The organism is Rheinheimera sp. UJ63 (assembly GCF_021568285.1).
GTDB lineage: Bacteria > Pseudomonadota > Gammaproteobacteria > Enterobacterales > Alteromonadaceae > Alishewanella > Alishewanella maricola.
Genome location: NZ_JAKGTQ010000008.1, coordinates 1 through 19499 on the forward strand (window position 1 = coordinate 1; position 19499 = coordinate 19499).

At 46.3% G+C, this 19499-nt stretch carries 18 protein-coding genes; 9 read left to right on the forward strand and 9 right to left on the reverse strand.

What is annotated here, in order from left to right:
* Positions 1 to 152 precede the first annotated feature (152 nt).
* The 7 genes from argH to metB all read right to left on the reverse strand — a co-directional run bounded on the left by argH (position 153) and on the right by metB (position 9995).
* Positions 153 to 1538, reverse strand: coding sequence for an argininosuccinate lyase (argH, locus tag L1N97_RS15530; RefSeq protein WP_236130427.1), 1386 nt, complete (start codon positions 1536 to 1538; stop codon positions 153 to 155).
* A gap of 5 nt (positions 1539 to 1543) precedes the next feature.
* Entirely contained in the window at positions 1544 to 2758 is a 1215-nt protein-coding gene (locus L1N97_RS15535; protein WP_226751057.1) for an argininosuccinate synthase, read from the reverse strand.
* 8 nt (positions 2759 to 2766) lie between these two features.
* The gene (locus L1N97_RS15540; RefSeq protein WP_236130428.1) at positions 2767 to 3681 is read right to left on the reverse strand and encodes an ornithine carbamoyltransferase; all 915 of its coding nucleotides are present in this window, start codon (positions 3679 to 3681) and stop codon (positions 2767 to 2769) included.
* A 63-nt stretch (positions 3682 to 3744) separates the two neighbouring features.
* Positions 3745 to 4509 (reverse strand): acetylglutamate kinase, encoded by a 765-nt coding sequence (gene argB / locus L1N97_RS15545; RefSeq protein ID WP_229587512.1) that lies wholly within the window; start codon positions 4507 to 4509, stop codon positions 3745 to 3747.
* Positions 4506 to 5534 (reverse strand): N-acetyl-gamma-glutamyl-phosphate reductase, encoded by a 1029-nt coding sequence (gene argC / locus L1N97_RS15550; RefSeq protein ID WP_236130429.1) that lies wholly within the window; start codon positions 5532 to 5534, stop codon positions 4506 to 4508. The genes argB and argC overlap by 4 nt, the downstream gene beginning before the upstream one ends.
* Before the next feature lie 121 nt (positions 5535 to 5655).
* A complete protein-coding gene (locus tag L1N97_RS15555) occupies positions 5656 to 8559 on the reverse strand; it encodes a ligand-binding sensor domain-containing diguanylate cyclase (protein WP_236130430.1) in 2904 nt (967 codons plus the stop codon).
* Between the two features lie 263 nt (positions 8560 to 8822).
* A complete protein-coding gene (gene metB, locus L1N97_RS15560; RefSeq protein WP_236130431.1) occupies positions 8823 to 9995 on the reverse strand; it encodes a cystathionine gamma-synthase in 1173 nt (390 codons plus the stop codon).
* A 177-nt stretch (positions 9996 to 10172) separates the two neighbouring features.
* Between metB and metJ the strand changes: the two genes are divergently transcribed.
* The gene (gene metJ, locus L1N97_RS15565) at positions 10173 to 10508 is read left to right on the forward strand and encodes a met regulon transcriptional regulator MetJ (RefSeq protein WP_226751051.1); all 336 of its coding nucleotides are present in this window, start codon (positions 10173 to 10175) and stop codon (positions 10506 to 10508) included.
* Positions 10509 to 10546: 38 nt separating this feature from the next.
* Here the strand turns inward: metJ and L1N97_RS15570 are convergent, their stop codons facing one another.
* Positions 10547 to 11788 carry a malic enzyme-like NAD(P)-binding protein gene (locus L1N97_RS15570; RefSeq protein ID WP_236130432.1) on the reverse strand — a complete coding sequence of 414 codons (1242 nt, stop codon included), beginning with the start codon at positions 11786 to 11788 and terminating at the stop codon, positions 10547 to 10549.
* An 88-nt stretch (positions 11789 to 11876) separates the two neighbouring features.
* Here L1N97_RS15570 and L1N97_RS15575 point away from each other — a divergent pair, with 88 nt between their 5' ends.
* Together L1N97_RS15575 and L1N97_RS15580 are read left to right on the forward strand one after the other, a co-directional pair.
* Entirely contained in the window at positions 11877 to 12068 is a 192-nt protein-coding gene (locus L1N97_RS15575) for a hypothetical protein (protein ID WP_236130433.1), read from the forward strand.
* A gap of 101 nt (positions 12069 to 12169) precedes the next feature.
* Positions 12170 to 13069, forward strand: a complete 900-nt coding sequence (locus tag L1N97_RS15580; RefSeq protein WP_236130434.1) for a tetratricopeptide repeat protein — start codon at positions 12170 to 12172, stop codon at positions 13067 to 13069.
* Between the two features lie 230 nt (positions 13070 to 13299).
* Here L1N97_RS15580 and rpmE read toward each other — a convergent pair whose 3' ends face one another.
* A complete protein-coding gene (gene rpmE, locus L1N97_RS15585; protein ID WP_226751047.1) occupies positions 13300 to 13512 on the reverse strand; it encodes a 50S ribosomal protein L31 in 213 nt (70 codons plus the stop codon).
* Between the two features lie 212 nt (positions 13513 to 13724).
* Here rpmE and priA point away from each other — a divergent pair, with 212 nt between their 5' ends.
* The 6 genes from priA to rraA all read left to right on the forward strand — a co-directional run bounded on the left by priA (position 13725) and on the right by rraA (position 19499).
* A complete protein-coding gene (priA, locus tag L1N97_RS15590; protein ID WP_236130435.1) occupies positions 13725 to 15899 on the forward strand; it encodes a primosomal protein N' in 2175 nt (724 codons plus the stop codon).
* Positions 15900 to 15990: 91 nt separating this feature from the next.
* Positions 15991 to 16560 (forward strand): SPOR domain-containing protein, encoded by a 570-nt coding sequence (locus L1N97_RS15595; protein WP_236130436.1) that lies wholly within the window; start codon positions 15991 to 15993, stop codon positions 16558 to 16560.
* Between the two features lie 57 nt (positions 16561 to 16617).
* Entirely contained in the window at positions 16618 to 17136 is a 519-nt protein-coding gene (gene hslV / locus L1N97_RS15600) for an ATP-dependent protease subunit HslV (RefSeq protein WP_229587489.1), read from the forward strand.
* 11 nt (positions 17137 to 17147) lie between these two features.
* Entirely contained in the window at positions 17148 to 18476 is a 1329-nt protein-coding gene (gene hslU, locus L1N97_RS15605) for an HslU--HslV peptidase ATPase subunit (RefSeq protein WP_229587487.1), read from the forward strand.
* A complete protein-coding gene (locus L1N97_RS15610; protein ID WP_229587478.1) occupies positions 18476 to 18847 on the forward strand; it encodes a gamma-butyrobetaine hydroxylase-like domain-containing protein in 372 nt (123 codons plus the stop codon). Before hslU ends, L1N97_RS15610 begins: the two co-directional genes overlap by 1 nt.
* A gap of 166 nt (positions 18848 to 19013) precedes the next feature.
* Positions 19014 to 19499, forward strand: coding sequence for a ribonuclease E activity regulator RraA (rraA, locus tag L1N97_RS15615; RefSeq protein WP_226751041.1), 486 nt, complete (start codon positions 19014 to 19016; stop codon positions 19497 to 19499).

A 19499-nucleotide genomic window follows, 5' to 3' on the forward strand; every position in this document is an offset into this window, starting at 1 on the left:
ATGGCGTCCTACTTCTTACTACCTGGACGCCGAGAGCGATGTTATCCTCGCTGCCTAAAGTCGAGTAAGCAGAAATACCCTGTCCGAAAGAAAAATGCCGGTCAGCTTAACTGACCGGCATTAGGCGAAAGCCGGTTTTTTTTCAAGTGACCTTAGGCCAAAATACTATCCAACCAAGCTTGGCGCTCTTTTAACGCAGCCAATACGCGTTGTGGTGAAGTGCCACCATAAGCATTGCGCTTGGCTAAGCCGGCTTCGATGGTCAAAGCAGCAAACACATCATCACTGATCAGTTCACACACCTGCTGCATCTCTGCTAATGGCAGTGCTTCTAACGCAACCTTCGCCGCTGATGCCTTTAACACCAACTCTCCGGATAACTCATGCGCATCACGAAACGGAATACCCTTCGCCACCAGATAATCGGCTAAGTCAGTCGCATTGCTATAGCCGAGCTCTGCTGCTAAACGACATTGCGCTTCGTTTACCGACAAATGCGGCAATACGGTTGCCAGTACTAACAACGATTGCTGCCAGGTACTCATCAAGTCGAAAAAGCCTTGCTTATCTTCTTGCATGTCTTTGTTGTATGCCAGAGGTAAACCTTTAATGACATGCAAAATGGCTACTAAATGGCCCAAGACACGACCGGTTTTACCACGCAATAACTCAAATACATCGGGGTTTTTCTTTTGCGGCATTAAAGAGGAGCCGCTACTGATCGCGTCACCCAATTTAAAGAAGCCCGCTTCACCTGAGCAAAAGAAAATAACATCTTCTGACAAACGTGATAAATGCGTCATGCATAAGGTTGCGGCAGCGGATAACTCAACCACATAGTCACGATCGGATACCGCATCTAAGCTGTTAGCTGCAGGTTCGGCAAAATCTAGGCGTTGTGCCAGTGTATGCCGATCCATTGCTACGCCCGTTCCGGCGAGTGCGCCACAACCTAGCGGACAACTGTCTAAACGTGCGACAGCATCATCCAATCGGCCCAGGTCACGTTTGAACATTTCTACATAGGCCAAGGCCCAGTGCGCCACTAATACCGGCTGTGCCCGCTGTAAGTGGGTAAAACCCGGCATCACTGCGGTTTCGGCGCGCTCAGCAAACACCAACAAGGCTTTTAACGCCGCCAGTAGTGATTGACGCACATGATCCGCATTTAAACGAGTCCAGAGCCGCAAGTCAGTTGCAACCAAGTCATTACGGCTGCGCCCCGTGTGTAATTTCTTCGCAACATTACCTAGCTTGGCCGTTAGTTGGGCTTCGACCCAACTATGAATATCTTCTTCTTGCGTTTGCAGCGGTAACTTAGGATCAGCTTCAATCGCTACAGCTAAGTCGGCCAGGCCGGCATCTAACTGCTGCGCTTCTTGCTGATTGATAATACCGGCTTGCAGCAAACCCGCAGCCCAAGCACGGGATGCGGTAATATCTTGCAATGCAAGTTGATAATCAAAGCTCAACGAATCGTTGAACTCACGAAATTCTGCCAGTGTGGCCTCAGTAAAGCGCCCTCCCCACATAGCCATAATACTTAACCCTTGTTTGCGTGTAAGGCTCTGATCCGGCTAGCCAGACTGTATAATCTGATAAAGCCTTCAGCGTCTTTTTGGTTGTACACTTCATCACCTTCGAACGTGGCGAATGCTTCTGAGTACAAGCTGTTTGGTGAGCGACGTTTCGCTACCGTGACATTGCCTTTGTATAGTTTGATCACAACATCACCGGTTAGCTGTGATGCTAAAGAGGTTGCTGCGGCAAGTAAGGCATCTTTTAATGGTGTGAACCAACGTCCATCATAAACCAGCTGCGCAAACTCTAAACCCACTTCTTCACGGTATTTCAGTGAAGTACGGTCATACACTAAGGCTTCTAAACCTTTTAACGCGGCTAATAAAATTGTACCGCCGGGTGTTTCATAACAACCCCGAGATTTCATGCCAACCAAACGGTTTTCAACGATATCGATACGGCCAACACCATGCTCAGAGCCGATATCATTCAGTAACTCAATGGCAGCAACACCCCCCATCGCTTGACCATTGATGGTGGTTAATTCACCGGCTTCGAAACTTAACTCAACGTAAGCGGCTTGATCAGGAGCTTGTTCAGGTGATTTCGTCCACATCCAGATTTGATCTGAAGGCTCGTTCCACGGATTCTCAATTTCACCGCCTTCGTGTGAAATATGCCATAAGTTGGCATCACGGCTATAAATCTTGGTCGCAGAAGCGGTAGTCGGAATGTTTTTCTCAGCCAAGTAATTAAGCAGTGACTGACGAGAGTTAAATTCCCATTCACGCCATGGCGCGATCACTTTTAATTGTGGCGCTAACGCGGCAAAGGCCCCTTCAAAACGTACTTGGTCATTACCTTTACCCGTACAGCCGTGACATAACGCATCGGCACCTAATTCTAAGGCTAAATTAACTTGGGCACGCGCAATCACAGGGCGCGCCATAGAGGTTCCTAATAAATATTGACCTTCATACACCGCACCGGTTTTTAACGTCGGGAAAATCACTTCATTGACTAGCTCTTCACGTAAGTCAACGATGTAGCAGCTGCTAGCACCTGATTTAATGGCTTTTTCTTCTACACCGGCAAGCTCTTCATCGCCTTGACCGACGTTAGCAACAAAGGCAATCACCTCGCAGTTATAATTATCCTTTAACCACGGCACGATAGCCGATGTATCTAAACCACCTGAATAGGCTAAAACTACCTTTTTAACGTTTTCAACGCTCATCATCAACCTCAACTAAATAAACTGACTAAAACGGCATTTTGTGCGTGCATGCGGTTTTCCGCTTGCTGCAATGCCAAAGAATGTTCACTGTCTAACACTTCACTGGTCACTTCGTGGCCACGATGTGCAGGTAAACAGTGCATAAAATGTTTTACCGCTAAACGCTGCATCACTGCAGTATTGATCTGATAGGGTGAAAAAATTTCAGTAATTAACGCAGGATCAGAACGGGTACCCATTGATAACCAAGTATCGGTATAGATCGCATCAGCACCGGCCGCAGAAGAAACATGCTGGCTCAATGTTAACTTGGCGCCACTGCGCTGCGCGATTTCTTGCGCTTTTAATAATACATGCGCATCAGGGCCAAAACCTTGTGGTGTAACCACCGTTAAGTCCATCCCCATGATCGCAGCACCTAACATCAAAGATTGGCAAACATTATTGCCATCGCCAACATAGGCTAAGTGTACTTGAGATATATCGCCGTACTGCTCTTTTAATGTCAATAAATCGGCTAAGGCTTGGCATGGGTGATAAATATCACTTAACGCATTGATAACCGGTTTTTTACTGCTTAAAGCTAAACGCACCAGGGTTTTCTGTGAGTAAACACGCGCCACAATAGCATCGGTCCAGCATGCTAAGTTACTGCCGAAGTCTTCAACCGATTCACGCTCACCCATAGCGCCATTTTGCAAATCAAGATAGACACTATGGCCACCTAATTTGTGAATACCCACATCAAAGCTAACGCGGGTGCGTAACGAGGGCTTTTCAAACAGCAAAGCAATACTACGCCCCTGCAAAGCATGTCGGTAATTGTTAGGTGATTGTTTGATATCTAAGGCGAGATCAAGCAGAGCAGACAATTGTTGTTGATCCAGTTCAGCTAAACATAGCAGCTGGGTTAATTTACTCATAGCACACGCGTTATCCGCTAAGCGGTATCCTTACTCAATGGCACCAAGCAATGGCGCCGTTAATTAATACAAAATGCAGGTGCCGACCGGCTTATCCTGCATCAAATTCATCAAATCGGCTGGGTTTTGCCAGCCCGCGACCACAATATTACTTTGCAACGCGGCCGCTGTTTCTAAAGCAGCATCTAACTTCACTTTCATGCCACCTTTAATTACACCCTCAAGCACTAAGTTACTGGCTTGTTCGGCAGAAAGTTCGCTAATTAACTGCATATTGGCATCGAGAATGCCGGGAACGTCGGTTAATAACACCAATTGGCCTTTCACTAGCTGGCAAATAGCCGCTGCGGCTAAATCGGCATTCACATTTAACAACTGGCCATCGGCAGCAATGCCAATCGAGCTAAATACGGGGGTATAGCCTTGAGTTAATAACAACTCAATTAAGGTCGCATCGGCGGGTTTAACAATACCTACCGCACCAAGGCGCGTATTCACGGTAAATTGACAGGCATTACCCGCGGATAAATTTAAGCCAACTGGGAGCAAACCTTGCAACATGGCGCGGCTGACCATTTCAGCATTTACCGCGCCATCTAAAGCACCGGTTATCACAGGCATTTGTTCTGCCGGTGATACCCGTTGCCCATCAATTTTTTCTGTGACAAAACCAAACTTGCTCAGCCATTGATCAACCTGATCGCCACCGCCGTGTACTAAAATGACCGGCCGTTGCTGCTTAATGTTGGCACATACCGCTAATAAGGCATCTAACGCTTGCCTATCTTGCAGTAAGCGACCACCCATTTTTAATACTAGCGGTTTCATAGGCTGGCTCCTGCTAATAAACCCGCTGTCTCCGGTTTACCAAAACGCACATTCGCCGCCTGCATCGCTTGCGCGGCAGCACCTTTTAATAAGTTATCAATGGCTGACATAATGACTAATTGCTCGCCATCTTGCTGCCAATACAAATCACAAAACGGTGTACCCGCCACATCGGCAACATTAGGAGAGTTCTTAGTAAAACGGATTAACGGTTTATTGGCATAAGCATGCTGAAAAGCTGCCGCAACTTGCTCAGCGCTCACGCCGGCTTTTAACGTAACAACGCAGGTTGCCAAAATGCCGCGCTTAAAATTACCCAGATGAGGGGTAAACACCACTTTGCGTCCCAGATTTTGTTCAATCTCTGGGCGGTGCCGGTGTTTAAAGAAACCATAAGCATTTAAACCGACTTCACAAAATGAAGTACTTAAGCTGGCTTTGCGGCCGGCACCCGAGACACCACTTGTGGCACTGATCACCGGAATGCAGTCTTGAGTCACTAAATCGGCTTTTAGCAGCGGTAATAACGCCAACGTACAAGCAGTAGGATAACAACCAGGAACCGAGACTAAATCACCCAATGGACTCGTTTGCCATTCCATTAAAGAATACACCGCTTGGGCTAATAACTCAGGATGTTGATGAGCGTAACCATAGTATTTCGGGTATAAGTCAGCTTGCTTTAAACGAAAGGCACCCGATAAATCCACAACCGCAATGCCTTTTGCTAACAACAGCGGGGCAATAGCTTCACTGGCTTCATGTGGCAACGCCAAAAACGCCACCTGCACATCTAACGTCTCAACGCGCTCATCGGTCCAAGGCTCAACCATAATATCAACTTGTTGCTGAAAACGAGGATATAACTGGGCGAAAGGTTCACTACTGCGACCGGCTGATGCAAAAGCATAGCTCAGTTCAAAATAGGGGTTAGTGCATAACAAAGCACATAGCTCAGCACCACTGTATCCCGCTGCGCCGAGGACGGCACTGCGAATTTTAATGTTTTGTTGTTCAACGGACATGGAAAACTCTTAAAAGAAAAACTAGGCTACAAGTTATAGCACAATATGGCGCCTAGTGTAGAACGAAGGATATGCACAATCAAGAATTATTATGCTGTTTTTTTGAATTAATACCCAATATTTAACGAGTGTTATCAGCTAAGGCTAAGCGATTACGCCCTAATCTTTTCGCGTTATACAAGGCTTTATCGGCACTGACTAATAGTTGGGGTAATTCCAACTTATTATTCGTGGTTAAACCAATACTAATCGTGATATGCAAATCTGCAGCTAGATCAGTGAAGTTAAGTTTTTCTACTTTATGACGAAGGCGTTCACACACCTCTGAAGCATCCTGTAATGAAGTATCAGGTAACAACACCACAAACTCCTCGCCGCCCCAACGTGCAAGCATATCAACCGTCCGGCATTGCTGTTTTAACACTTCAGCCAAACGTTTCAGTACTTCATCACCTACCGCATGCGACAGTTGATCATTAACCCGCTTAAAATGATCAACATCTATTAATGCCAGACATAAAGTGGTGTGATTCCGCTGCGCGCGTTGATACTCATGCTGCAATTCTTCATCAAAGGCTCGGCGATTAGCCAAACCGGTTAAGGCATCTTGTCTCGCCAGTAATTGCAGTTCTGTTGTTTGCTCTGAGACTAATTTACGCAAACGTTGTTCAGTGTGTCTCAAACTCGACATACGCCAACGCACCAACATAATACTGAGTGTGGTGAGTAACAAGATAATGGCTAATTTAAACCACCAACGCTGCCAAAGATGTGGCAATAACGTAAAAGTATAGACAGCTTCTTGCTTGCTCCACTCACCATCGGGATAACTGGCACTCACTAAAAAGCGATATTCGCCTGGTGGTAAGTTAGTGTACTCGGCGGTAATGGCGGTGCCACGCGCCACCCAATCACGATCAAAACCGTCTAACTTAGTGCGATACTGAATTCGCCCTGACATCACAAAACCCAAGCCTGCGTAACTAATTTCCAATCGATTGCTGCCTGCGGCGAGCTTAGCTGGAGAATCTAAGGGTAAAGCTTGGCCATCGACATGCACTTTTTCAATGACTACTGGCGGAGCAATTTCAGCAAATTGCTGCAAGCGCTCAGGCTGAACCCGCGTAACGCCCATAGATGTGGCAAACCACACCGAACCATCATGGTGTAGTGCACCCGCTTTAGCAGAGCCGCCATTGGCTTGCGAGCTGATCATGCCATCGCTTTCACCATACAGTTCGACATTTAATGCACTACGCTTACCGGCTAAAAGCGCTAGGGCATGGCTGCGATTTAACCTTAAAATACCCCTATTACTGCTGATCCAAAAGGATCCTTGCTGGTCTTGAACTAACTCAAATATTTTATCAAACGGCATGCCTTGCGCTCGGCCAATAATCTGTATGTCATTACTGGCTAGATGATAGGCCATCAGGCCTCGATCCGTGGTGATCCATAAAATGTTAACTGGGGCATCATAGGTCATCCCAAAGGCATAGTGTGCATCATCATAGGCGGCTAAATTTAGTGTTCTCAGCTGCTCGTTTTCATAAACGGCCACACCATTGCCGGTACCAATAAAAATCCGCTGATCAGGTGCTTGAAACAGCGAGACAACAAACGAACTGGGTAAACCATCAGCAATGCCTAAACTTAAAATACCATCATCCTTTACAAGACTGACACCATTAGACGTACCTACCCACATTTGACCGTTGCCCAGAGGTAAAATGGCGCGCACTTCATTGGCCGGTAAACCGTTCCCGGTATCATAATGGCGTCGGATTTGATCGTGTTGCAGTTCAATTAAACCATCGGCATAGGTACCCACTAACACCGTCTGATCGGGACCTTCCGCTAAACTTAACACCGACTGCCCAACACTGACTGCCGATAAATCAATAATACTGAACACACCATTACAAATACGGGTTAAACCGCGGCTGCTACCAACATACATGCAGCCATTGGAATGCGACAACACAGCACGGGTATAATTTCCAGCTAATCCGGCTTCGGTGGTCATGGTATTAAAAGGCGCATCTCTTAAACGAAAAATGCCGCCATTAGTGCCAACCCACAAATTACCTTCTTTGTCTTTTAACAAGGCTAAAATACGATTATTGGGTAAGCCCTGTCGCATATCTAAGGTTTCAGTAATACCGTTATGTTGGCGTAATAAGCCTCTATCGATAGTGCCAATCCAAAGAATGTCGGCGTTATCCTGCAATATGGCCGACACTGGAACATTATCTAATAAAGTTAATGGTTTAGCTTGACTTGGCTGTGCCAGATAAAGGCCACGTTCTGTACCCACCAGTAACTCTGCTTGATGATTTAATTCCAAAGCAAATATCGGTACGCCATTAAATTCGTCAGCAGCAACCGGTTGAATTTGCAATTGTGCATCTAAGTAAACCAATCCATTCGCGGTGCCAACCCACAGCAAGCCCTTGGCGTCTTGTTGCAAACTGTGAATTTGGAGTGAGGGTAATCCATCGTCAAGCGTAAAATGTGTGCGTTTACCGGCAGCATCTTGCATGTAGAGGCCCTGCCCCTCAGTAGCAACCCATAATCGATCTTGATTATCCATAAACAAACGATTAATCAATTCACCAAAAGGGGGGAAAGCTTGCCATTGCCCATCTTGTACTTTAACCAACCCGCCTCGTGCACCACCTATCCACAAAACATTATGTTGATCTAAATGAAAAGTACGCACACCGACATCAGGCAAACCGGTTTGGGGGTTTCGATCAAAAATGCGAAATTCGCGGCCGTTATAACGTGCAACGCCTTCCCAAGTCCCAAACCACATATAGCCATCAGGGGTTTGAGCTATGGCATTAATAGTGTTGTGCGGTAAACCGGCTCGAGTGTTAAGCGTTTCTTTAAAATAATTATCTAAGGTAGGAATATGCTTTGCAGCAGAAGTCGCCGCCGTATTAAAAAATACAGCACACAACAAAAAGCAGAAAAACTGATAAACATGTCGCCGATGCCGACACAGGCCCGATAAAAGCATGCAGAAATCCAATTCCTTGGCTGTAGCGTTAGCGCCTAGCTACTTATATGCTTTAGATTACCCGAATTTAATTAACAATGCCAAGCGTGTTACCTGCTTACGGAACTTGATTTTACGGTGAAAAGAAGCCAACAAACACGAACTAAAATAAAGAAATCATTAAGTTAATGAATTTTAGATATTAGCGAGAGCACACACAATATTTAAAAATAACTTAGGCAACAGGCATTAAATCATCTGTTGCCTAAGCTCGAGGGTTTGTTTTAGTCAGCTAAACGCTGAGCAACCACATTTAGCGCTTGTTGCAAATCAGCACGTAAATCTGCCACATCTTCAATGCCTATTGATAACCGCACTAAGGTGGCAGCAATACCCGCTCGCTGCTGCGCTGCCGCATCCATCGAAGCATGTGTCATTGAAGCAGGATGACAGATTAAACTTTCAGTGCCTCCCAGTGATTGCGCCAAAGTAAAATAGTCTAAAGCATTGAAAAAATCTTTTAACAATGCTGCAGGGGCGTTCAACTCAAAACTACACATCGCCCCAAAACCCAATTGCTGCTCTTTAGCAATCTGATGCCCAGGATGACTTGCCAGCCCGGGATAATACACTTTAGCGACTAAAGGATGCGCCGCTAAAAAATCGACCACTGCAGCCGTATTTTCTTGTTGCAGCTTTAAGCGCAAGTTTAACGTTCTTAAGCCTCGCAAGGTAAGATAGGCATCAAATGCTCCACCGGTTAAGCCTAAACAGTTTCCCCACCATTTTAATTCTTCGCCAACCGCCAGATCCTTAGCAATCAGGGCACCGCCGATAATATCAGAGTGGCCATTGATAAATTTCGTCGTCGAGTGTATGACTAAATCGGCACCTAAGGAGAGGGGCTGCTGCAATACCGGCGATAAAAAGGTGTTATCCACCACCACTTTGGCTTTGAGGCTGGCCGCTAACTGACAAACCGCCCGCACATCGGTAATTTGCAGTAATGGGTTACTCGGTGTTTCTAACCAAATCATGCTGGCTTGGCTTAACCGTAGTTGTTCGGCCCAATCGGCATCTTGAAAATTGATAATCTGTAATTTAAAAGCCTGCTTTTTTTGCGCCAAATTGGTAAATAATCGATAACTACCACCATAACAATCATGCGGGATCACTAAGGTGTCAGAGGGGGTCAGTAATTGCAGTGCTAACAAACAAGCTGACATACCCGTATTGGTAATAATCGCTTTAGCACCGCCTTCGAGTTCGGCTAGCGCCTCCCCTAGTACATCGCGGGTAGGGTTATTAGAACGTGAATAATCATAAGGACCTGGCTGCCCTAATGCCGGAAGTTGATAAGTTGAAGTGAGGTAAATCGGTGGTGTCACTGCACCAAAGGCGGTATCTTCCGCAATACCCGCTCGAGCAACGATAGTCGCTGGATGACGCTTGGTCATAATACGCCCTTTTGGATGTTTAGATGTCTAAAAAGTATAATGCGTTAACACTGGAAGTCAAACCATTTAGCCGTCTATAATGTTTATTTGTTGCACAGTGTTTGACTGTAACAGAGAAAACAGTAGAATTTCGCACTTGCGCGAGCAATTTCTCTCGACCAATAACAAGGGACCCTTATGGCTAAGTGGAATGGTGAGTATGCTCACCCTTACGCGGAACACGGTAAAAAATCAGAACAAGTTAAAAAGATTACCGTATCGATCCCGCTGAATGTTTTAAAAGTGCTAACTGACGAACGCACTCGCCGCCAAGTGAACAACTTACGGCATGCTACAAATAGTGAGCTATTGTGCGAAGCCTTTTTGCACGCCTTTACTGGCCAGCCGTTACCGGCTGATGACGATCTACGTAAAGATAATCCGCATCAAATTCCTGCTGAAGTTCGGCAGATTTTGACCAGCATGGGTAAACCCATCCCGGTCATCATTGAAGCAGAAAACGACGAAGAATAAAAAAACCGCCAATAGGCGGTTTTTTTATAAGTGGTAGCTTACTTATAGTAATTATCAGGCAGTGGTAAACGAGCAACGCCCGAGTTTACCGCAGCTTCTGCCACAGCGCGTGCTACACGAGGCAACAATCTCGGATCCATCGGTTTTGGAATAATATAAGATTTACCAAACTCTAAAGCCGACACGTCAGCCGCCGCCAAAACTTCTGCTGGTACGGACTCTTTAGCAATTGAGCGGATCGCTTCTACTGCTGCAAGTTTCATTGCGTCATTGATTTCACTGGCACGCACATCTAAAGCACCACGGAAAATAAACGGGAAGCACAAGACATTATTCACTTGATTAGGGTAATCAGAGCGACCTGTTGCCATGATCAGATCTTGTCGAGCCGCATGCGCGAGCTCAGGCTTAATTTCTGGATCAGGGTTTGAACAAGCAAAAATTACGGGCTTATCTGCCATTAACTTTAATGCTTCTGCTGGCAACACATCGGGGCCCGATACACCAACAAAAACATCCGCCCCTTGTAAAGCATCTTCTAAAGTCCGTTTATCGGTATTATTGGCAAATAACGATTTATATTGGTTTAAATCTTCGCGCCGAGCATGGATCACCCCTTTGGTATCCAACATATAGATATGCTCACGCATGGCACCGCATTTAATTAATAACTCCATGCAAGCAATAGCCGCAGCACCCGCGCCCATACAAACGATAATGGCGTGTTTAATATCCTTACCTTGGATTTCTAACGCATTAAGCATACCGGCAGCAGTGACTATTGCCGTACCATGTTGATCATCATGAAACACCGGGATGTTGCAGCGTTTGATTAACTCTTTTTCTATTTCAAAACATTCTGGCGCTTTAATATCTTCTAAATTAATCCCGCCAAAGGTATCGGCAATATTGGCAACAGTCGTTATAAACTCTTCCGTTGTGCGATGTGACACTTCAATATCAATCGAATCTAAGTTGGCAAAGCGTTTAAACAACAAGGCTTTACCTTCCATCACTGGTTTTGATGCTAAATGCCCGAGATTACCCAAACCTAAAATCGCAGTACCGTTAGAAATCACGGCGACTAAGTTACCTTTAGCGGTATATTTATACACATTGTCTGGATCAGCGGCAATTTCACGAACGGGCTCCGCCACACCGGGGCTGTAAGCTAGCGCAAGATCACGGACGGTTTCAGCCGGTTTGCTGATTTCAATACTAATTTTTCCTGGGCGGGGTTCGGCATGATAGCGAAGTGCCTGTTCTCTGAAATCTGTCATTCTAATTGTCCTGGAGTAAGGTAAGCGGCGACAGGCTGCAATTATGCTTATTATTGTTTCACAGCAAGCCAGATGAAGGCTCATTTTAATGAGCTCTTTAATAGAAGAACACCAATTTGTTGCTGGACCTACCAGCCTAAGCAAGTATGACCACCCTCTTGTTGATATTTTCTTCTCCTCTTATAGCAAGAAATGCGCTAGCCATAAAGAAGCCTATACACTTAAAACCCAATCTCTTGCTGAGTATTTATGTGTTGAACTAGCCACAACCAATATTTAACATAAATAAAACAATTTTCCGTTAATTTTGGCTACATCCCTTGACCGTCATTAAAATATCACTACAATAACTGGTAAATATTTAGTTAATGAGGTTATGCCATGCGCCTTTTATCGATCTCTGCACTTATTATCGTGAGTAGCATCAGTATTAGCCTGCCCGCCACTGCACAAAATGCCGGAAACAATGAGCAAATATGCACTGAAACTGACTGCACAAAAGAGCTGCGTAAATTGATGCGACTGGCTCGAGCAGGTAGCGGCGATGCCGCGGCGATCGTTGCGATGTCTTATGCTACAGGCGATGGTTTAGAACAGAATACCAGTCAAGCATTACGCTATCTTCGCCAAGGTGTGCGCCAGCGTAACCCCATGTCAGTTTACTTGATGTCAGATTGGTTAAGAAATGGCTTTGTTATTGAGCAAGATATCGCAGAAGCCGACCGGTTATTAGAACAAGCCATCTCTTTAAATTACGCTCCAGCCCAATATGCAAAAGCAGTAACATTATTGCAAACTGAAGATCCAACACAAATCGAGCAAGCGGTGGTATTACTCGAGCAAGCGTCAGAACAAAAGTTAGCAACGTCAATGCTGTTACTGGGCCAACTTAAACAACATGGTATTGGCACTGAAAAAGATCTCGTTGCTGCGGCGGAGTTGTTTAAACGCTTAGTGTTAACTGGTCAAACCCAAGCCAAACCTTATTTAGCGGAAGTAAGCGCTGAACTAGCAGCAAACAATGAACATGCAGAATTAGTAAAAGATTTACAGCAAGTTGAAAACATTGAAGTCATCCGCGTGACGGGTCAGCAAATACAAATGAACAACATGCTTGTCGGTTTAGTCAAACGGTTAAATTCTTCAGGGCTTTATGATAGCCGTTCTGTCGGCAGTCGTATTCGCGGGGTCAGTTGTGAGCAAAGCGGCAGCAACTGTGCCAGTATTAAACCAGACAGCTCTTCCTCTTCAATCAACCAAGTGTTATCAGGTGGTCAATAACCGGTTGTTTGAATTTGCTGCACAATCGTTTTAGCCATAGGTTGTACCCACTTAACGCTATGTCTTAGCTAGCATGCTGAGCATGGCGTTTTTTTATTGTGCTACAACCATCGCCATGACAACCGTGCCGCTATGCTCAGTACAGATTAATGCTAATGTGCACATTCAGGGTATTTTGAAGCAAAAAAAACCGGAGCTTAAGCTCCGGTTTTTTTTCGTTCGGTAATCGATTAACGATTGCCCAGAACAGAGAAACGTTTTTTGAAGCGATCTACACGACCACCTACGTCTAACACTTTTTGCTTACCAGTATAAAATGGGTGACAGGCTGAACATACGTCCAAGTGAATGTCTTTGCAAAGTGCAGAGCGAGTTTTGAATGCATTACCGCAAGTACAAGTAGCAGTAATTTCTTTGTATTCTGGATGGATACCTGGTTTCATGGGTTACCTCGTTAGGCCGTATCGCTATCTGGTCACAATTTTTAGCGCCAGACACCATACGCAATTACAGTTAATTTAGGGCGCGTAGCTTAATTGATAGGCAAACAAGTTGCAACCTGCCCGCGGCAAAAAAACACTATTTTTGTTTTACTTGGCAAGCCGGATATCGATCCTTAAACTAACAATCCCTTTGCTTTGTTGTGGAAACCATAGTGACCGTTATTCGAGTGGCTCTGCCCGTCCCGTTACGCCAACATTTTGATTATCTGTTGCCTGAAAACAGCAGTGTAACAGTGGGGTGTCGGGTACAAGTGCCATTTGGTCAACGTCAGTTAATCGGGATTGTTTGGCAAATTGATCCGGATAGCCCTTTTGAACACAGCCAACTCAAAGCAGTAAGTCACATTTTAGAAGACGCTCCGGTGATCTCCGGCACCCTACGCCTTTTATTAAGCTTTGCAGCGGATTACTATCACCATCCGTTAGGTGAAGTGCTGACCGCAGCCCTTCCTGCGTTATTGCGTGAGGGCCGACAACTGCGCGATTATGCCCTAACCGGCTATCGATTAACGGCGGCAGGCGAAGCAGCACAAAGTAGTGATTTTAAGCGTTCGGCGAAGCAACTTGCCTTGTGGCAAACGCTGCAAACCAGCCCTTTAGCTGAAGATACACTACTGCAACAGCATCATCGCAGCACACTGAAACAACTGATAGACAAAGGCATGATTGTTGCTGAAACACTAGAGCGTCAACCTTACGCCTATCAAGGTTTAGCACAAACACCCTTACAGCTGACAGTTGACCAGGCTATTGCTGTGAGTGCGGTGCAGCAGGCTCACGGAAAATTTCAGCCGTTCTTGTTAGAAGGTGTCACCGGCTCGGGTAAAACCGAAGTGTATTTGCAATGCATTGCGCCTTTATTAGCCCGTGGCGAACAAGTCTTATTGTTGCTACCTGAAATTGGCTTAACGCCGCAAACGCTGCAACGTTTTGTGCAGCGTTTTAATGTACCCGTTTTAGCTTGGCACTCTAACCTCAGTGATGGCGAACGTTTATCATGTTGGTTACAAGCAGCAAGTGGCAGTGCGGCGATTGTCATTGGCACGCGCTCGGCGCTGTTTTTACCGTTTCGACAACTCAGTTTAATTATTATTGATGAAGAGCATGATTTATCTTTAAAACAGCAAGATGGCTTTCGCTATCATGCGCGTGATCTGGCGATTAAACGCGGCTCATTAGAAGGCTGCCCTGTGTTGCTTGGCTCTGCCACTCCCAGTTTAGAATCTTTATATAATTGCCAACAAAAACGCTATGTGCATTTAGCACTGCAACATCGCGCTACAGGGCAAAGCTTACCGCCATTTGAGTTAATTGATTTAAAACAGCAGCAATTACAGTTCGGTTTAGCCGATAGCAGCATTAAACAAATCCGCGGCCAGTTAGCCCGTGGTAAGCAAGTGATGTTATTTTTAAATCGCCGCGGTTTTGCCCCGGCGCTTAGCTGTCAAGATTGCGGCTGGCTGACCGAATGTAAACGTTGCAGTACCTTTACCACTTATCATAAACATAGTCGCCAATTGTTATGTCACCATTGCGGCGCCAGCCGCCCTATTCCTAGGCAATGCGGATCTTGTGGCAGTGCTCGATTAGCGCCAGTCGGCCAAGGCACTGAACAGCTAGAAGAACATTTGCAGCAGTTGTTTGCAGATACGCCCGTAACCCGTTTAGACCGTGATAGTACAAGGCGAAAAGGTGCTTTAGGGGAGTTGCTCAAGGATATTAATCAAGCTGGGCCACGCCTGATTTTAGGTACGCAAATGCTGGCGAAAGGCCATCACTTTCCTTTTGTGACCTTGGTGGTAATTGTTGATGTAGATGGCGCCTTATACAGTGCAGACTTTCGCGCGCCAGAACAATTAGCTCAACTGCTGACACAGGTCGCTGGCCGCGCAGGTCGAGGCAATGACAAAGGTAAGGTATTACTGCAAACACAGCATCCTGAACATGCTCTGCTGCAAGATATTATTCAAAACGGTTATGCGGCTTTTGCGCGCAGCGCCCTGCTCGAACGCCAACAAACCACCTTACCGCCCTATCAGCACTTGGCATTATTTCGTGCCGAAGCCCTACAAAGTGACTTATGCCAGCAGTGGTTACAACAGGTCGCAGAGCTTTGCCAAGCCTATAACGGTTTACAGCGGCTAGGGCCGTTATTATCGCCTTTAGAGCGCAAAGCGGGTAAGTATCGCTGGCAGTTGCATTTGTACAGCCATAATAGACCGCTATTGCATCACGCCTTAGGGCACATCTTGCCAGAAATCACACGTTGGCCGTTGAGCCGTAAAGTAAAATGGCAGCTCGATGTGGATGCACTGGATCTGAGCTAAACGTAAAGCCAGAGTGATAGCTCTATTTCATTTTTTACTATTCAAGGTAGAATAGCCGTTGTTGTAATGAGTAGGTAACCAAACAGTCACTATGCCACAAAAAGATTATGTGCGCGCCAGTCGCCCGAAACCGGCCAGCAAGACCAAAGGCAAAGCCCGCCCAGCGCGCGGCGCCAAAGCGCAAGCTGCCTCACAAAAACCTTGGATATTAATCGGCTTGGTGCTCTGTGTCTTATTGGCTTTTGTTTACGGTTTGTGGTTTTTACGCCAACAAGCTCCGGTCGTAACGCCGCCTGCAGCGCCCGCTCCGGCTGTTACCGTGAAAAAAGATGAGTTGCCTCCCAAGCCCGTAGCTGAGCCTTATCAATATATTGAAGAGCTTAAAAATAAAGAAGTGACCGTCGAAGTGACGGAGCAGCGCCGCAGTGGTCCGGCGCAACTGCAATGTGGCTCTTTTAGACAGCAAACCCAAGCCGAAGCCATGAAGGCGCAAATCGCCTTTGCGGGCATTACTGCCGATGTGCGCCGCACCGAAGGGACCAACGGCGTGTGGTTTCGGGTTGTGCTGGGCCCTTATGAGTCTCGTCGTGCTGCCACGGTTGATATGAATCGGTTACGGCAAATGGGTATTAATACCTGTCAGGTGCGTAACTGGGCTTGAAAAGCTAACGCCTAAACCCTATCTATGCCCTAAGTTAATTCGCCATAGGGCATATTCATGACAACTATCGTATCTGTTCGACGCAATGGTCACGTCGCCATCGGCGGTGATGGCCAGGTGTCACTGGGCAACACCGTAATGAAAGGTAACGCCCGTAAAGTTCGCCGTCTTTACCATAATAAAGTCTTGGCAGGTTTTGCCGGCGGTACCGCTGACGCCTTCACCTTATTTGAACGCTTTGAAGCCAAACTTGACATGCACCAAGGCCATTTAATGCGCGCGGCTGTTGAGTTAGCAAAAGATTGGCGTACCGATCGCATGCTGCGCAAACTCGAAGCGTTACTGGCCGTAGCCGATGCCAACACCTCTTTAATCATCACGGGTAACGGCGATGTGATCCAGCCAGAACACGATCTGATCGCCATTGGCAGTGGCGGCCCTTTTGCGCAAGCGGCGGCGACAGCGCTGCTACAAAATTCTGAGTTAGGCGCGCGTGACATCGTTGAAAAAAGCCTAAAAATTGCCGGTGATATTTGTGTCTATACCAATCACCATCACACCATTGAAGAATTATAAGCGGAACAATTATGTCTGACATGACGCCTAGAGAAATCGTCCACGAGTTGGATCGACATATTATCGGTCAAAATAAAGCCAAACGTGCCGTTGCTATTGCCTTACGTAACCGTTGGCGCCGTATGCAGCTTGATGAAAGCTTGCGCCAAGAAGTCACCCCCAAAAATATTCTGATGATTGGCCCAACGGGTGTAGGTAAAACTGAAATTGCTCGTCGCTTAGCCAAATTAGCTAACGCGCCCTTTATCAAAGTTGAAGCCACCAAATTCACCGAAGTGGGTTATGTCGGTAAAGAAGTAGAAAGCATCATCCGTGATCTGGCAGACAGTGCCGTTAAAATGTTGCGTGAACAAGCGATTGCCAAAAATCGTTTTAGAGCAGAAGAAGCAGCAGAAGAGCGGATCCTCGATGCTTTACTGCCACCCGCCAAAGACGCCTGGGGTGAAACAGAAAAAAGTAGCGAATCGAATACACGGCAAATTTTCCGTAAAAAGCTACGTGAAGGCCAATTAGACGATAAAGAAATCGAATTGGAATTGTCACAAGGCCCCATTGGCGTCGAAATTATGGCGCCACCGGGCATGGAAGAAATGACGTCGCAATTGCAAAGCATGTTTCAAAGCTTGGGCAATGACAAAAAGAAAAAACGTAAGCTGAAAATCAAAGAGGCTTTAAAGCAATTAATTGAAGAAGAAGCGGCACGTTTGGTTAATCCTGAAGAGCTTAAGCTAGAAGCCTTAGAAGCGGTTGAACAAAATGGCATCGTGTTTTTAGATGAAATCGATAAAATTTGTAAACGCGGCGAAACCAGCGGCCCCGATGTTTCACGCGAAGGCGTGCAACGTGACTTACTGCCGCTGATTGAAGGCTGCACCGTGAACACCAAGCACGGTATGGTAAAAACCGACCATATTTTGTTTATTGCGTCTGGCGCCTTTCAAATGAGTAAACCCTCCGATCTTGTGCCTGAATTACAAGGTCGCTTGCCGATCCGGGTTGAACTGGAAGCGTTAACCGCCGCTGATTTTGAACGCATCTTAACCGAACCTAAAGCGTCACTGACCGAACAAGCGCAAGCGATGCTCGCCACTGAAGGGGTGAACATCAGCTTTACCGCTGACGGCATTAAGCATATCGCCGCCGCGGCCTTTCAAGTGAATGAAACCACAGAAAACATCGGTGCTCGTCGTTTGTACACTGTGATGGAGCGTTTATTAGAGGAAATCTCTTATGATGCCGCCGATCATGCGGGGCAACAAATCAGTATCGATGCGGAGTATGTCGAAAAACATCTGGGCAACTTAGTACAAAACGAAGATCTCAGTCGGTTTATTTTGTAATGACCAAAAAATTGGTTGGTCTTCATTACCATCAACGTCGCCGTTTGCTCGACTTACAGTTTAGCGACGGCAGCCTCAGCAGTTTGAGTGCCGAATTTTTACGCGTGCACTCCCCCTCTGCTGAGGTGCGTGGTCATGGCCAACCTAAGTTGGTCAGCCATAAACGTGATGTTGCCATCAAGCAGATCCAAGCGGTGGGTCATTACGCAGTAAAACTGGTTTTTGATGATGGCCATGCCACCGGCTTGTACAGTTTTGCTTATCTTTGCCAGTTGGCTCAAGATGAAACAACCTTGTGGCAAGACTATTTGGCCAAGTTAAAACACGCTAATGCCAGCCGTGAACCGCTGATCAGTATTAAAACGCTGTAAGGGCCAGTGTACTCCCGTTAAGCATCCGCCTGTTACCACTTCCCTCTCAAGTAGAAAACCGCATTGCGTAAGCGACTTTGCCTGATTGTGCTCGAAGTTGTGCTTGAGCTTAGGTGGTAGCAGGTTATACTGTCTGCATACCTTTCTTGCAGTTTGGAGCCACCTTATGGAATATAACACCTCAGAGCTTTGCGATCTGTACGCGGATCAAGTTGATGTCGTTGAGCCAATTTTTGCTAACTATGGTGGTCGCCGTTCTTTTGGCGGAAAAATCCACACCGTAAAATGTTTTGAAGACAACGGTTTGGTGCGTCAAATGCTGACTGACAACGGCATTGGTAAGGTGTTACTGATTGACGGTGGTGGCTCAGCTCGTCGTGCTTTAGTTGATGCGGATCTGGCCTCTTTAGCGGCAAGCAACGGCTGGGAAGGCATTGTCTGCTACGGTAGCGTGCGCGATCTTGATGCATTAGAAGATTTCGATATCGGTATTCAAGCCGTTAATGCGATCCCGATTGGCGCTGACGATGCAGGCTTTGGTGAAACCGAAGTGCCCGTTAATTTTGCTGGCGTAACCTTCCTACCTGGTGATCATCTGTATGCTGACAGTACCGGCATCATTTTATCGCCTGATGCACTCGACATCGAGTAA

Coding starts and splice junctions, on each gene's coding strand:
- rpmE (WP_226751047.1), bottom strand. CDS start 13,512: ATGAAACCAGGTATCCATCCAGAATACAAAGAAATTACTGCTACTTGT.
- L1N97_RS15610 (WP_229587478.1), top strand. CDS start 18,476: ATGACCAAAAAATTGGTTGGTCTTCATTACCATCAACGTCGCCGTTTG.
- L1N97_RS15540 (WP_236130428.1), bottom strand. CDS start 3,681: ATGAGTAAATTAACCCAGCTGCTATGTTTAGCTGAACTGGATCAACAA.
- argH (WP_236130427.1), bottom strand. CDS start 1,538: ATGGCTATGTGGGGAGGGCGCTTTACTGAGGCCACACTGGCAGAATTT.
- argC (WP_236130429.1), bottom strand. CDS start 5,534: ATGTCCGTTGAACAACAAAACATTAAAATTCGCAGTGCCGTCCTCGGC.
- metJ (WP_226751051.1), top strand. CDS start 10,173: ATGGCTAAGTGGAATGGTGAGTATGCTCACCCTTACGCGGAACACGGT.
- metB (WP_236130431.1), bottom strand. CDS start 9,995: ATGACCAAGCGTCATCCAGCGACTATCGTTGCTCGAGCGGGTATTGCG.
- L1N97_RS15595 (WP_236130436.1), top strand. CDS start 15,991: ATGCCACAAAAAGATTATGTGCGCGCCAGTCGCCCGAAACCGGCCAGC.
- L1N97_RS15580 (WP_236130434.1), top strand. CDS start 12,170: ATGCGCCTTTTATCGATCTCTGCACTTATTATCGTGAGTAGCATCAGT.
- L1N97_RS15570 (WP_236130432.1), bottom strand. CDS start 11,788: ATGACAGATTTCAGAGAACAGGCACTTCGCTATCATGCCGAACCCCGC.
- L1N97_RS15575 (WP_236130433.1), top strand. CDS start 11,877: ATGAGCTCTTTAATAGAAGAACACCAATTTGTTGCTGGACCTACCAGC.
- L1N97_RS15555 (WP_236130430.1), bottom strand. CDS start 8,559: ATGCTTTTATCGGGCCTGTGTCGGCATCGGCGACATGTTTATCAGTTT.
- rraA (WP_226751041.1), top strand. CDS start 19,014: ATGGAATATAACACCTCAGAGCTTTGCGATCTGTACGCGGATCAAGTT.
- hslV (WP_229587489.1), top strand. CDS start 16,618: ATGACAACTATCGTATCTGTTCGACGCAATGGTCACGTCGCCATCGGC.
- argB (WP_229587512.1), bottom strand. CDS start 4,509: ATGAAACCGCTAGTATTAAAAATGGGTGGTCGCTTACTGCAAGATAGG.
- L1N97_RS15535 (WP_226751057.1), bottom strand. CDS start 2,758: ATGAGCGTTGAAAACGTTAAAAAGGTAGTTTTAGCCTATTCAGGTGGT.
- hslU (WP_229587487.1), top strand. CDS start 17,148: ATGTCTGACATGACGCCTAGAGAAATCGTCCACGAGTTGGATCGACAT.